We start from the raw sequence: 14,077 nt of genomic DNA on the forward strand, positions 1-14,077 counted from the left end.
GGAATAGGTCAGACTGGCAGTAGCGCACCAATCGCTAGCCAGGTGATTGCCACAGTGGCGAGCACCAGCAGTACTCGCTCGGAAAGACTGTCGGTCTTAAGCCCCGGCAAACCCTTGTCCCGCCAGCGCCAGATCAGGAAAAAGATTCCGACCACCGCAAACAGCAAATTCAGGAACAGTGTGTAGTCAACCTTGAAAAACTCACGCTCCGTCATTTTTTTTGCACTGTCATGGCTCGGTAGCAGATCGAAAAACGAAAAGCCGTAGTGAAGCAACAGTGCCGAGCAGACCAGGATGACGAGAAATATTCCCAGGATGTAGAGGGCCATCTTCCAGCCATAATACTGCGCCTGGATACGCAGCACCGGTAACACGACAAGGTCGCTGAAGATAAACGCCATGATGCCGGCAAAGGCCACCCCGTTATCAAACAGCACCGCCGCCAGGGGAATATTCCCCATGGAGCCGATGAAGGTGAAAAATGCGGCCACGGGGCCGACCAGGCACTGCAGCAACACTTCCCAGAAGGCGGGGTCGGGCTGACCAGCGCCGACAAACAGGCTCTGGAAAAACGACTGGGGCACAAACACGGCAATAATACCGGCGACGGTGAAGCCCACGGTGACGTCCTTCCACACCATGTGCCATTCCATCACGTATTTGTTCGCCACCCGGCGCCAGCCTCTGCGACTTCGGATCAGCTTCTGCCAGTCAGGGGGCTCGCCACCCTCTCCACCGCTGTCCTCTGCCTGCCGGGCGCGCTCGCGCGCCTTATCGACCAGCCCCTTGGGCAACGTGAGGCGCACCAGCAGCCACATCAGCAGGATCAGCAAAAGCCCGCCCAGGTATTCCCCCACCACGAACTGCCAGCTGAGGAAGACGGCGATCACAATGCCCAGTTCGATCACCAGATTGGTGGAGGCAAGAAGAAAAGCGAGGGAGGGCACAAGCCCCGCGCCCTTGGCGAACAGGGCCCGGGTTGTGGCGAGGGCGGCAAAGGAACAGGAACTGGAGATAAAGCCGAAGAAGGTGGCCAGCCCGACACTCTTGGCCCCCGCTTCCCCCATGCTTTTGCGCATGCGCTCGCGGGTGACGAATACCTGGATCATGCTGCTGATCAGGTAACCGAGCCCGAAGGCCCAGAAGGCCATCCAGAACAGGCCCAGAGTGGTGATGGCCGCCTGGTGCCAGTTGTCTAGAAAAGTCTCCATTCTAGCGTGCCTCCCTCTGCTGCGGCCGGCTTCCCCCTGCCGCCAGTCACCAGCAGTCAGTCCTGAGCATAGCAACACCCTGAACGAAGGGTCAGTCACGACATCCTGATAACCAACCCCGCCCCTGCGCAAAGGCCCGGGGGGAGTGTTAGAATCGCGCCATGAAACACCCCCTGCTCCCGGAACGCCCGCTCTGCCTGTCTCCCACTCTGGCCGCCACCCTCGGCCTGGAGGAGGCGGTGCTGCTGACCGCCCTCAGTGACATGCTGCCCTTCCTGCCGGTGGAATCCCACCCGGGGCGCGACTGGTACAGCGTGGAAGCAGAACAATTGCAGCAACTGCTGCCCTTCTGGCAGCCGGCGGATATCCAGCGGGTGGCCACCAGCCTGCGCAACCACGGTGCCCTGCTGCTGGGCTCAGCCCCCTACGGTAGCAGCGGCCTGCTGAAGTTCGCCCTCCCCGGCGAGCACCGCGCGCCGGAAACCGCGCCCTCCGCGCCTGCTGCGCCGCCCGCGCAACCCCATCGCAGCGCCAACACCATCGCCCCCAACTGGCAACCGGACCAGGAGACCCAGGCACGGATCGCCCAGCTGGGTGTGCCGGAACACTTCGTCCGCGAGCAGCTGCCCGAGTTCGTCACCTACTGGCGCGAGCGCGGCGAGTCCCGCCACTCCTTCGGCGCCCTGTTCCTGAAGCAGGTGAAGAGCAAGTGGGAGGCCTACCGGGCCACCGCCCAGCGCAAGCAACCGCTGCAGGAAGGCTGGTATCCTGGCGAGGACACCCTGCGCAAGCTGGCCGATGAAGGGGTGCCCAGCACTTTCGTACAGCGGGGCCTGCAGCGCTTCCTCGACTATCACCGTTCCAGCGGTAAACAGTCCATCTCCTGGGATCTGGAATTCAACGACTGGATCATGGAAGACTGGGAGAAGCAGGACACCCCGTTTATTGAGAAGCGCAAACCCACGGCGATGACCCGGGACTGGCAGCCCAGTGAGCACACTTGGGAGCAATTGCGCCGGCTGGCCATCAACCCGAGCTTTGCCGCCGAACTGCTACCCGAGTTCATCTACAAGTGGCTGGAGCGCGGCGGCCATAGTGCCCGCTGGGGGGAACTGTTCATTGAGTATGCCCGCGAGGAGTGGGCCTACTACTGCCAGGGGATCGAGAAGAACCCGGTGGCCAAGCCCATCTCCCGCCACTGGCAGCCCAGTGGCGACTGCTTGAGTCACCTGGTCAACCAGTGTGAAATAGACCGGGACTTCGCCCTGTCCCTGGTACCCGAATTCATTATTTACTGGCGCGGCCAGAACGCCGCGCGCAAAAGCTGGGACGCCGTTTTCGTGCGTCATGCGCGCTACCAGTGGGCAGAGCGCAACAAGCTGGCGATAGGACAATCTAATGGCAAGCAGCAACACACCAATACCGACAACCAACGCACCCGCGACAGATCAGTCATCGACATCGTCACGGACACAAACTGGTAGTGGTGACGCCAATCCGCAGCTGAACGAGCGCAAGCGCGCCCTGAATGAAGTGTTCGGGCTGCTGAAGCTGAGCTACCACAACCAGTTCAATGCCGCTTTCCCCGATACCGAGACCCTGCACTTGGCCAAGCGCCTGTGGCTGGAATCCCTGGAGGCCTTTACCCCCGAGCAAATCGTCGCCGGAGCCAAGCGGGCCATCAAACAGAGCGAATACCTGCCCACCGTGCACAAGATGCTGCAGTTGTGTGCCGCCGGGGACAACGGCCTGCCGGAAGCGCGCGCGGCCTACCGCGAAGCCTGTAACGCGCCCAGCCCCAAAGCCAATTACCACTGGAGCCACCCGGCGGTCTACCACGCCGGCCGCGAGGCCAACTGGTTCTTCCTCGCCAACAATTCGGAGTCCGTGGCCTATCCGGTCTTTGCCGAGCACTACCGCAAGATTTGCGCCCGGGTACTCGAGGGGGAGAAACTCCCGGCACCGGAACAGCTGCGACTAGAGGACAATCCGGGCAAGCCGCTCTCCAAGGAACAAAACGCCGAAAAACTGGCGGCGCTGCGCGCGGAACTGGATCTGTAATCCGGGGTTCATCTTTTTTTACGTTTCCGTCGTAGGGAAACGGACAGGGGCCATCGGAGGTCCCGAGACAACAAATCATTCTCAGCCAGCAGGTAACGCCATGAACCGGCCCACCTTTCTGCTAGCGGTACCCCTACTGGCGCTGCCTTCCCTGGCCAGCGCCGACTTCTACTCTCACCGGTACGCCGGACTCAGCTTCGGCAATGCCGATCAGCAGGGCTTCTGCGACTCGGTGGATGCACAAATCAGCCGTTTCGACACCGACAGCCAGGACGTCGCCGAACGTGGCTGTGAGGGCGCCGAGCAACTCGTCAAACTCTACGGCGGCTGGCGCTGGACCCCCAGCCTGGCCGTGGAAGCCTCGGTGCAACAGCTGGACGACAACAAGATCGGCTTCACCCTCACCAATGCCCGGGGCGAGTTCCTGCGAGTGGAGGACGAGATCGAGACACGCCTGGCCACAGCCTATGCCGTGGGTCACCTGCCGCTGTTTGATGGCGCCAGCGTGTTCGCCAAGGCCGGTGGCGGATTCTGGATGGGACAGCTCTCGGAGCGGCAACGGGGCGAGGTGCTGGTACCGATCGAACAAGATGGTGAGATCCAGGAAGTGCCGGTGGAGATTCGCGGCCGCGCCAGAGAAGCCGACAGCGGTTTTCACTGGAGCTACGGTGCGGGCATCAGCTACCGCAATGAAAACAACTGGACCATCAGGGCGGAATGGGAAACATTCCAAGATATCGGCTCCGATGATTTACGCGGCACTTACGACCTGGAAACTGTCTCGCTGGGCTGGAGCCTGCACTTTTAAACGGCGGCCCGCGTGGCCACGGTTACCACTTCATCATAGGGGTAGGGTTAAGCGGATGCTTGAGGAACCAGCGCCAGGCGCGCTGCCCCAGCGCACGGTGAAAACCGGCGTTGGGGATAGCATCCCGCAAGGCCTTCAGTTCCTGTTTATCGAGCCCGAATGACACCAAGCCGCAGGTGAAATCCACCAGGTCACCGCGGCGAAACGACTCCACCAGCCTGGCATGTTCTCCCCGATAGGGGCGCACCTTGTGGTGCTCGGTAATCATCAAGCGGATCTCATCGCTCCATTGTTCGAGACCGTTATCCCTCAGGTAGGCCATGGCCGGCGGTACCGAAGGCTCGATGTAATCCACCGTATCCTCAATCCAGATACCGATATCGTGGAAGGCACCGGCGATCAGGATTTTCTGCCGCTCCTCATCGCTGTAATTTCCCAGCGCCAGGCAGCAGTGCACCATGCGATACACATGGTTGCGATATCCCATATATTCATCGCCGATGGTCTCCTTCCAGGGCGCCAGCAAGGCCTCCAGCAGGGGAATCTCAGTCTCGATTTTCATAAGAGTCGCGGTTCCTGTCTCACCGACTGCATTGTATGGCGGCACCAGCGCACCGCACAGTACCGCCATTCACAGCAGGTGAGAGGAGACCGTCCCCACGTTTCTTCAGAGCTGCAGTGACGCACCGATATCCGCCCAGGAGATCAGTTTGAAATTCTGAGCCTCCGCCGGCATGCGGTTACGACCGTCCTGCACAACTAACAGTCCAGCGGGGTAATCGGGTCCCAGGGCTTTACTAGTCACCGCCAGGCCATCGGTCTCCGAGCTGCCATCGACACCCAGATCGAGGTTCTCAACCACGCGGAAACGCCCTACGAATTCACTGCCGTCACGGCTGAAGAGCGCGTAGCTGTTATCACCCTGACTCGACACCACCAGAAAACTGTCGTCGCCCTGCAGGTAGAGGTCGAGTCCCTCCACATCTGCCACCAGCCGCTCCCCGTCCGCGGGGGCAATCAGCTCAGGCCTGCCCTCGCCCGCAAGAAACGCGGCAATGTCGAGCCGCCATACCCCTTTATCCTCTTCACCGAAAAACAACATACGGCGCTCGTCATCGGCAACGCAGCCCTCCACCTGGCTCTCCACCGGCAGGTCAGCCCGCCGGCGCAGCTGCCACTGGCCCCGAGCTTCTGCCAGTTGGATCTCCACAAGATGCAGACCGCCCTCCTTGTCCGAAAGCCAGGCAAACAGATCTGCACCCTGCTGGTACAGGCACAATCCGTAGGGGTCCTTCAAATCCATCGTTTGCAGGCCGAGAGACTCCACTTCACCTTTAACACTGATGCCAAACAGACTGACACCCGGTGTTGTGCGGTTGGAGGCGGCCGCAATCGCCTGGTAATGCGGATGGTTCACTGGGCGCAGGTCGACATTGTTGACGCGACCGACGGCAAAGGACTGCAGCAACTCACCGTCGAGGTTATAAATATTCAAACCACTTTTCTTATCAGTGCCGAGGATCAGGCTCTTCGCAGCATCAGTAGGATTGATCCAGATGGCCGGGTCATCGGCCGCATCACCACCGGAACCTACCGGAGTCGTTTCGGCTCGGGCACTGATCGAGTAAGTCGTCACAGCCTCTTCTTTCTTGGCCACGGTGGCCATCGGCAGAGCACCGGCGTCGGCAACAAAAATCTGCTCCGCTTCTTCCTCGAGAAACGCCAGTTTTCCGGACGCAATTACAACAGAGACCGGCTCGAGATCATCCAGTGCTGCGGAAAAGACCTGCTTTCCACTTTCTTCGAGGGAATGGGCCGAGAGAGTGTCCCCCGCCGCCAGCCAGGCCAGGTCCCGCTTCGCATCCAGCCACAGGCCGGCAAACTCACCCTGCAGTTTTTCTCCAGCCAGAAATACGCGACGGGACTCATCGCGTTCCGCACTGGCATTCATTTGCCAGATGCCCAGCGGCGGCTGGGCCACCAGCAGCTGCTCGCGGCGCTCATCGATCGCGCAGCTCGATACCTGCTCACCGAAGTGCAGGGATCTCACTTCGGCAATACCCCAACGCCCTTCTGCGGCGTAAATACGGTACTCGTGACCGAGGCCATTTTCATCAATCGCAAACAGCTGTGTGGCCGAGCCTTGAGCGGCAGAACAGAGTGCCGCAATCGGCACAGGACTCGACTGGCTCGCCAGCAGTTTGAACTTCGGCTGACCGCCGCTTTCCAGCGCGAGGGAGAAAACCTGCAGGGCAGCCTGCGACTCGTCCGCGCTGATAATCAGCCAACCGCCATCCGGTTGTCTGTGCAATGCAAAGCGCTCGGCACTGCCATGGCCGAGTGAAGCCAATTCAGCGCTTTCAGTCGAAACGAGAACCAACCCCTTCGTTTCGCTGGCCAACAGCAGGTATTCCTCGTCCCCGAAACCCACCGGTGCCAGCTGACTCGAAGCCACGCCGGACAGGTTGAGAGATCCCTGCGGTTTTAATGCGATGTTTGTTCCCTGAGCCGAACCGATCGAATCAATGCAAGCTGCCAGTAGACCAGAGAGAAGCGCGACCGACAGAAATTTGATTAGAGATTGTTTCGCCATTGCCTTCATTTCTTGTTGTTTCAGCGACCTGTGTCCGACTTCAAACTTAACCGATTCACAGGACAGATAGCAGAAAACCCAGCCCTCCAGGAAGGGCCGGGTTTCTTACCGGAATACCGCGTACAGTCCTTAGAAAGTGCTGTAAGTCAGGCCTAGCACGTAGGTCGGGCCGTACTCTTCGTACTGACCGTTGTAGCCGGCATTCTCTACGTAGAAGGGCTCATCGGTCAGGTTCACACCACTGAAGGTCAGCTGGAGTCCGTTGTTGAAACGGTATTTGGCAGACAGGTCAACCTGCATGTGCTCAGACTCGTAACGGTCACCGGCAGCGTCACCCAGGTCCACTTCCAGCAGGCGCTCACCTTTGAAGGTGGTTGCCAAGCGCAGGCTCAGGGCATCACGCTCATAACCGATGATGAAGTTACCCACCATGTCCGCCTGGGAAGGCAGAGAGACCTTGTCACCGCGATCCGCATCCGGGCCCAGGCCGAGGCTGGCTTCAGAGTCTGCGAAAGTGGCATTGGCACGCAGCAGCAGGCCGTTGTCGAAACCACGGGTCCAGGCCAGCTCAGCGCCGGTCAGGGTCGCGGTGTCGCCGTTGATCGGCCGCAGGATCTCCGCTTCATCGACCGGCAGGCTGCCCACGAACTGGGTGTAGTCGGCGGTGCTGGCAACGTCGGCAGTGACGATGAAGTTATCGATGCGCTTGTGAAAAACACCCAAAGAGAACATGCCCAGGGTGTCGGCATAGTACTCCGCGGAGAAGTCCAGGTTCTGGGCCTCATAGGGGGCCAGGCCCGGGTTGCCCGCTTCCACTTCCAGCTCGCCCTCATCGTACTCGATGGCTTCCGGAGACGGGTTCAGGGCACCGAAAGACGGACGGGACAAAGACTCGGTGTAAGCGGCACGCAATACGATGTTATCGGTGTAGTCGTACTTGAAGTTGACGCTCGGGAACAGGTTGCTGTAATCACGCGCATAGCTGACACCGGAAACGTAAACATCTTCCGCCACTTCTTCCGCACCGGGAACAGCTTCACCGGACTCAACCACGCGGTTGCCTTCAGCGGAGAAATCCGTCAGCTCGTAACGAACACCGTAAACCAGCTGGGCACGGTCCATCTCGATGCTGTTCATCACGTACAGCGCAGAGATGTCTTCGTTCATGGCGTAGTCACGAGCAGAGTCCAGAGCGGTATCTGTCTCGTCCACCTCGAAGCTTGACAGGTTGGCGTCAATGAAACTGTTGAGTGCGCCCATGTTGATACCGGGACCGAAGGCACCCAGGCCGTAGTCAACATTGTTCATGGCGAAGTCGGCCAGCGTGTAGTCGCCACCCAAACCATCGTAGATCACAGCGTTCAGGTCGCCCGACTTTTCACGACGACGCTCGTGCAGACCAAACTTCAGTTCAGACGGGTTACCGGCCACCTGAATTTCACGGGTGATGTCGATGCGGAAACTGACTTCCTCATCCTCGGTAAAGTTGTCTTCGATCACCACCTCGTCGAGCTCATAGAGCGCGGCATTCATGGCCGCGTCGAGGTCACCGGCGCCGACAGCCAGGGTGGGCTTCTCACCGGCACTGGTATAACCCAGCTGCAGGCCTTCCTGGACGAAAGCGGTATCACGGCGATGTGGCTCGGCTTCCTCAGCGTGGGAGTAACCCAGCGCGTACTCAACGCCCCACAGGTCCAGGTCATGCTCACCGCCAACAACCAGGGACAGGATCTCCTGCTCTTCGAAACGATCTTTCAGTGACTTGTCCAGTGCCGCATCTTCCCAGACTGCAGAATTGGCGGTGATGGTTGCCGGATCGTCGTTCTCCTCGTCAAGCTTCCAGGAGTTGCGCTGGCGCTCTTCCGCGTCGGAGAAGTCGGAATACAGGCTGTGCAGGAACAACTGGCTGGTTTCGCTCAGGCGCAGGTCGAAGTTAGCGGCCAGGCCGGTGCGCTCACGGTTGACGGTGTAATCGCGCTGTTCAATTTCAGCAGCACCGAAGGCTTCAGAGCCGTCTGCCGCGGTAAATTCTTCCCAGGTGCCATCCGTTTCAATGTTCTCAGAGCCGAACTTCCGCTCCTGGTGGCTGGCTGCAATGGCAACACCCAGTTGGCGACCACCATCCAGCTCCAAAACGTTGGTGAACGTGCCGGCGAGTTTCGGGCTGTTTTCTTCCTGCAGTGTGCTGTAGCTGTTTTCAACGCTCAGCTTGAATTGCTGTCCGCTCTGGCCCAGGGCATTCAGACTCTTGATCTCGATGGCACCACCGATGGAGTCTGCGCTCATGTCCGGAGTCAGGGTCTTTACGACTTCCAGGCTGGCAAGCAGGTCAGATGGGATAACATCCATAGCCACGGCGCGGCTGTCAGTTTCCGGCGCGGGCAGGCTGACACCATTGATGGTGGCGGCGTTCAGGTTCGGATCGATACCACGCACACCGACAAAGCGTCCTTCACCCTGATCACGGGCGATGAAGACACCGGGCATACGCTGCAGTGCTTCAGTTACGTTGGCATCAGGCAGTTCACCGATGGCATCGGAGGTCTGCACGGCAACGATTTTGTTTGAATTGCGCTGGCGGTCGATGTCACTGCTGGCGTTGGCCGCCTGGGCAGTAACCTCGATAGTTTCCATTTTGTCGTCGCCGGCCTGGGCGCTGGCATTGACGGAAATAACCGCTGCGGCAATGGCCGTCAACGGCACCGCAACGAGAGCTGCTCGAGTCGATCGATTTTTCATAACGTCCCCATTCCCTTTTTTAGTTGGAAGTCTTCGATGGGGGCGCAGACTAGACACCCAGCGTTAACTTTGGGTGACAGTTTTTTGAAGATTGTGGCATCGCAGTGTTTTTCGGTCGTTCACCGAATTGTCACGGCGCAGAGGCAGAATTCGAGATCCACTAAACTACTAACAGGTTACTAATCTGTGACAGCGGGCCTGGATCACTGACACGGAATAAGCCGGAGAAAAAATGAAAAAGCTGCCGCCAAATCCATCCCGTCGCACGCTCTTCAAAGCGATTGGTGCCCTCACCGCAACCGGTGCCGCCAGTAGCCTGTTATCGTCCTGTACCCGCAACAAAAGTGACGACCCGGCTGGACTGACGTTTACCGAAATTCCGCACCGCCTGGACAACAATCACCACCTGCCCGATGAGTATCGCGCCGACATCCTGCTGCGCTGGGGTGATCCACTCCACCCCAGTGAGGATACATTTGACCCGGTAAAACTGGATGCCGCATCACAGGCCCGGCGCTTCGGTTACAACAATGACTTCATCGCGTTTATGCCCCTCGATAGCGAAGCAGGTCTTGGAGAAAACGCGCGCCATCTGGCGAGTGGCAACAGCGCGCGGGGACTGCTGTGCGTCAATCATGAATACACGCAGCCGCATCTGATGTTTTCCGGCTACAACGATGAGTACAGCGCCACCCGTGGTGTCAGTGCCGAACATGTCGCTATCGAGCAGGCCGCCTGTGGCCATGCCATTACCGAGATTGAAAAAACGGCCGATGGCTGGCAGCCGGTGCTGGACAGCCCCTACAACCGCCGCATCACTCTCTCAACGCCGATGGAGATCGTCGGCTCCGCCGCCGGCGACCAGCGCCTGCAGACGAAAGCGGACCCCACCGGTAAAAAAGTATTCGGGACTGTGGGTAACTGCGCTGGCGGCAAGACTCCCTGGGGCACAGTGCTGATTGCCGAGGAGGGCTTCGGCGGCGCTTTCCAGGGCGATCCGGACAATATTGCCGACCCGGTGGAGGCACTGAACCATCACAGTTTCGGTATCTCGCCGGAAAACCGTAACTGGGGCGACCACGACCACCGTTTCGATATCGAGAAGGAAGCCCATGAGCCCAACCGCTTCGGCTGGATGGTGGAATACGACCCTTACGACCCCGAGTCGCAACCGCGCAAACTCACCAGCCTGGGCCGCTTCGAGCACGAGGGCTTCACCCTGGCGTGTAAACCCGGCCAACAGGTGGTGGCTTATGGCGGCGACGACGACGAACACCAGTTCGTCTACCGCTATGTCTCCCGGCAAAATTATTTACCCGGTCAGGATACCCACAACCGTACCCTGCTCGTGGAGGGCACTTTGTTTGCCGGCCAGTTCAACGAGGATGGTTCCGGGCAGTGGTTGCCACTGGTGTTCGGGCAGGGACCGCTGAAGCCAGAGAATGGCTTTCACAACCAGGCAGACGTGCTGATCGATGCCCGCCGCGCCGCCGCACTGCTGGGCGCCACCCCAATGGATCGGCCCGAGGATGTCGAAACCAACCCGGTCAACGACTGCACCTATGTGATGCTGACCAAAAACAAGCGTCGCACTGTGGCCAATGCCGCCAACCCGCGCCCCAAAAATGCCACCGGCCACGTGCTGGAAATCGTTCCGCCGGGGGTCGACGGTCAACGGGATCATGTCAGTGACCAGTTCCGTTGGAACACCTTCCTGCTCGGGGGCAATCCCAATGCCGAGGATCCCGGCGAGCGCGGCGCCTACGGCCAGCAGAGCCCCGGCAATATCTCGTCTCACGGCTGGTTTGCCAACCCGGACAATGTGGCCTTCGACCCACTCGGCAATATGTGGATCGCAACCGACGGCTGCGAGGACTTCGGCTTTCACGACGGTCTCTGGGTCATGGCCACCGAGGGCGAACTTCGCGCCGCCCCCCGACACTTCTTCGGCTGCCCCCAGGGGGCCGAGGTGTGTGGCCCGGAATTCACCCCGGATGGCACCACGCTCTTTGTCGCCGTGCAGCACCCGGCGGACAGCGGCCGCTCCACCTTCGACAACCCCCTGCACCGCTGGCCAGACAACGACCCTAACCTGCCGCCGCGCCCGTCGGTGCTGGCGATTTCCCGTCGTGATGGCAAGCGGGTGGGCAGCTGAAGCAGCGTCCGCCAGGGAGGGATCTCAGATTGAGAAAAACTGCTGTATGCCGAGGAGTACGTTGGTGGTGGCGACGGAGGCGAGAATCAGCCCCATCACCCGGCTAACGATGCTGGCGCCACAATCGCCGATAAAGCGAAAGATCCACTGGGCGGTGAGCAACAGCATCAGCACGATGCCCAGCACCGCAAACATGGCTGTGGCGGTGCGAAACTGGTGGATGGGGTCAAAGCGATAGTTGTCCGTCAGCACGACCGCCGCCAGCATGGCCCCCGGCGACGCAATAGACGGTACCGCCAGAGGAAAGATCGCCGTCTCGTGGCCGCTCTTGACGATCCCCATTTCCTGTTCCGGCTTGCCCTCACCAAAGATCATGGTCAGGGCAAACAGGAACAGCACCACACCGCCCGCCACCTGGAACGCCGAAAGCGGCACACCGATGGTTTCCAGCAGGTACTGCCCAGCCAGCAGGAAAAACAGCAAGATTGCCGATGCCACCAGTACCGCCAGCAGGGCGATCTTGCGCTTCTGCCATTCGGCATGTCGGGCGGTAACGGCAATAAAGACCGGCAGCGTCCCCACCGGGTCGATGACAGCAAAGAAAAAGACAAAGCTGCTGATCCAATCGTTCAAGGGAGGCTCCGACGCACCGTGCTACTATCGGCTTGATTCCTGCGGGCCTGTGGCCCGGGAATCGTGAATGGGGACCTGAATCTGAAGTCTAGTGCATGACCAATCACTCACCGACCGCGCGCAGAATCGCCAAAACCATCCTCAATGGCTTCGATGCCTACTTTGCGGATTTCCAGAACATCACGCTGGGGGCAAAGGCGCGCTTTGAAACCGCCTCCTGGCAGGCGGTACATCACGCCAATAAAGAGCGTATCGATATCTACAAGACCAAGGTGCTGCAGGTGCTTAAGCTTGTGCACTCGGTCACCAGCAAGGACACCAACGAACTGGAAATCTGGCGCGAGGCCCGCGCCACGTTTGCCCAGCTGATTGCCAACCACAACAACTACGAGATCGCCGAGACTTTCTTCAACTCGGTGTTCTGTAACCAGTTCAAGCACGCCCATATCCACGACAGCAATATCTTCGTGAAGTCCTCAAGGGCGCCGGACGAGAAGCCGCTGCGGGACTACAGCATCTACATCAGCTACAGCGGGCGCGATGGCCTCGAGTACATGATCGAGGACATCCTCAACGACTACGGTTTCTCCGCGCCCTGGGAGGACCTGCAGCGGGATGTGGAGAATATCTGCTCCGCCCTGCGCGAGGGGCCGCTGGCCGGTCTCGAGAATGAGAAAAAACTGCGGGTGGACATGCTGGAATCAGTGTTCTACCGCAACAAAGCGGCCTACCTGGTCGGGCGCATGATGTTCGGTGGCGAGGTGATCCCGCTGCTACTGCCGTGCCTGAATAACGGGCGCGGCGCCATCTTTGTCGACACCGTACTCTACAGCAACGACTCGGCCAGCATCATTTTCAGTTTCACCCGCTCCTACTTCATGGTGGATTCGCCCATTCCTTCCCGGTTTGTACGCTTTCTCTCCACCATCATGCCGCTCAAGGAGCGCTCGGAGCTGTACAACTCCATCGGTTTCCACAAGCACGGCAAGACGGAGTTTTATCGCCATATCCTCGCCCACATGAAAGTGAGCAACGACAAGTTCATCATCGCTCCCGGTATCAAAGGCATGGTGATGAGCGTGTTCACGCTGCCTTCCTATCCGGTGGTGTTCAAGGTGATCAAGGACAAGTTCGACCGTCCCAAAACGGTGACCGAGGAAATCGTGCGGGAGAAGTACAAGTTCGTATCCCGTTCCGACCGGGTGGGGCGTATGGCCGACACCCAGGAATATTCCAACTTTATCTTCTACCGCAATCGCTTCAGCGAGGAGCTACTGGCAGAACTACAGGAAGTGGCACCCTCCAAGCTGGAGATGGATGACAAGTGGGTGATCATCAAACACCTGTATGTGGAACGGCGCATGGAACCGCTCAACCTCTACCTGCAGCACGCCAGCGATGAAGAAACCCGTGAAGCGATGGAGGAGTATGGCAATGCCATCAAGCAGCTGGCGGCGGCGAATATCTTCCCCGGAGACATGCTGCTCAAGAATTTCGGCGTCACCCGCCACGGCCGGGTGGTATTTTACGACTATGACGAGCTCTGCCCGCTGACCGACTGTCACTTCCGCAAGATTCCCGAGGCGCGCACGGCCGAACAGGAGCTGTCCGACCAGCCCTGGTATACCGTGGATGAGGCGGATGTTTTCCCGGAAGAGTTCCGCCTGTTCTTCTCCGGCAACCCCATCGCCCGCAAGGCGTTCGAGGATGAACACAGCGACCTGTATGACTACCGCTACTGGCAGCACCTGCAAGAGCGCATCCGCGCCGGCCATATCGAGAGCGCCTTCCCCTACCGACGCGCATGGCGCTTCAAGCGCCAATCCGCCCGCAAGTCCAAAGAATGAGTTAACGGCTATAGTGAGGAAGAGGGACCC

At 59.5% G+C, this 14,077-nt stretch carries 10 protein-coding genes; 5 read left to right on the forward strand and 5 right to left on the reverse strand.

The annotated features are described in order from the left end of the window. Positions 1-8: 8 nt before the first annotated feature. On the reverse strand, positions 9-1,211 hold the full coding sequence (locus AUP74_RS01740; protein WP_069946047.1) for a permease: 1,203 nt from the start codon (positions 1,209-1,211) through the stop codon (positions 9-11). A 161-nt stretch (positions 1,212-1,372) separates the two neighbouring features. Here AUP74_RS01740 and AUP74_RS01745 point away from each other — a divergent pair, with 161 nt between their 5' ends. The 3 genes from AUP74_RS01745 to AUP74_RS01755 all read left to right on the forward strand — a co-directional run bounded on the left by AUP74_RS01745 (position 1,373) and on the right by AUP74_RS01755 (position 4,080). Beyond that, entirely contained in the window at positions 1,373-2,695 is a 1,323-nt protein-coding gene (locus AUP74_RS01745; RefSeq protein WP_069946048.1) for a DnaT-like ssDNA-binding domain-containing protein, read from the forward strand. Further along, positions 2,610-3,272 carry a replication protein P gene (locus AUP74_RS01750; protein WP_083260757.1) on the forward strand — a complete coding sequence of 221 codons (663 nt, stop codon included), beginning with the start codon at positions 2,610-2,612 and terminating at the stop codon, positions 3,270-3,272. The genes AUP74_RS01745 and AUP74_RS01750 overlap by 86 nt, the downstream gene beginning before the upstream one ends. Positions 3,273-3,372: 100 nt before the next feature. Continuing rightward, entirely contained in the window at positions 3,373-4,080 is a 708-nt protein-coding gene (locus AUP74_RS01755; protein ID WP_069946049.1) for an outer membrane beta-barrel protein, read from the forward strand. Between the two features lie 22 nt (positions 4,081-4,102). On the opposite strand, the gene AUP74_RS01760 is transcribed toward AUP74_RS01755, so the two are convergent. The 3 genes from AUP74_RS01760 to AUP74_RS01770 form a co-directional block, all read right to left on the reverse strand. Further along, a complete protein-coding gene (locus AUP74_RS01760) occupies positions 4,103-4,642 on the reverse strand; it encodes a hypothetical protein (protein ID WP_069948639.1) in 540 nt (179 codons plus the stop codon). Positions 4,643-4,747: 105 nt separating this feature from the next. Next, a complete protein-coding gene (locus AUP74_RS01765; protein ID WP_069946050.1) occupies positions 4,748-6,673 on the reverse strand; it encodes a phytase in 1,926 nt (641 codons plus the stop codon). 129 nt (positions 6,674-6,802) lie between these two features. Continuing rightward, complete coding sequence (locus tag AUP74_RS01770) at positions 6,803-9,412, reverse strand: TonB-dependent receptor (protein ID WP_069946051.1); 2,610 nt, start codon at positions 9,410-9,412, stop codon at positions 6,803-6,805. Between the two features lie 232 nt (positions 9,413-9,644). Between AUP74_RS01770 and AUP74_RS01775 the strand changes: the two genes are divergently transcribed. Continuing rightward, positions 9,645-11,567 carry a PhoX family protein gene (locus AUP74_RS01775; protein ID WP_069946052.1) on the forward strand — a complete coding sequence of 641 codons (1,923 nt, stop codon included), beginning with the start codon at positions 9,645-9,647 and terminating at the stop codon, positions 11,565-11,567. A 24-nt stretch (positions 11,568-11,591) separates the two neighbouring features. Here AUP74_RS01775 and AUP74_RS01780 read toward each other — a convergent pair whose 3' ends face one another. Further along, on the reverse strand, positions 11,592-12,200 hold the full coding sequence (locus AUP74_RS01780) for a MarC family protein (protein ID WP_069946053.1): 609 nt from the start codon (positions 12,198-12,200) through the stop codon (positions 11,592-11,594). Between the two features lie 95 nt (positions 12,201-12,295). Between AUP74_RS01780 and aceK the strand changes: the two genes are divergently transcribed. Continuing rightward, a complete protein-coding gene (gene aceK / locus AUP74_RS01785; protein WP_069946054.1) occupies positions 12,296-14,047 on the forward strand; it encodes a bifunctional isocitrate dehydrogenase kinase/phosphatase in 1,752 nt (583 codons plus the stop codon). The last annotated feature ends 30 nt before the right edge of the window (positions 14,048-14,077 follow it).

Source organism: Microbulbifer aggregans, from assembly GCF_001750105.1.
Taxonomy (GTDB): domain Bacteria; phylum Pseudomonadota; class Gammaproteobacteria; order Pseudomonadales; family Cellvibrionaceae; genus Microbulbifer; species Microbulbifer aggregans.

What these genes read in the sequence shown, in the direction of transcription:
- AUP74_RS01740 (WP_069946047.1), bottom strand. Translation starts at nt 1,211, where the DNA reads ATGGAGACTTTTCTAGACAACTGGCACCAGGCGGCCATCACCACTCTG.
- AUP74_RS01745 (WP_069946048.1), top strand. Translation starts at nt 1,373, where the DNA reads ATGAAACACCCCCTGCTCCCGGAACGCCCGCTCTGCCTGTCTCCCACT.
- AUP74_RS01750 (WP_083260757.1), top strand. Translation starts at nt 2,610, where the DNA reads ATGGCAAGCAGCAACACACCAATACCGACAACCAACGCACCCGCGACA.
- AUP74_RS01755 (WP_069946049.1), top strand. Translation starts at nt 3,373, where the DNA reads ATGAACCGGCCCACCTTTCTGCTAGCGGTACCCCTACTGGCGCTGCCT.
- AUP74_RS01760 (WP_069948639.1), bottom strand. Translation starts at nt 4,642, where the DNA reads ATGAAAATCGAGACTGAGATTCCCCTGCTGGAGGCCTTGCTGGCGCCC.
- AUP74_RS01765 (WP_069946050.1), bottom strand. Translation starts at nt 6,673, where the DNA reads ATGGCGAAACAATCTCTAATCAAATTTCTGTCGGTCGCGCTTCTCTCT.
- AUP74_RS01770 (WP_069946051.1), bottom strand. Translation starts at nt 9,412, where the DNA reads ATGAAAAATCGATCGACTCGAGCAGCTCTCGTTGCGGTGCCGTTGACG.
- AUP74_RS01775 (WP_069946052.1), top strand. Translation starts at nt 9,645, where the DNA reads ATGAAAAAGCTGCCGCCAAATCCATCCCGTCGCACGCTCTTCAAAGCG.
- aceK (WP_069946054.1), top strand. Translation starts at nt 12,296, where the DNA reads ATGACCAATCACTCACCGACCGCGCGCAGAATCGCCAAAACCATCCTC.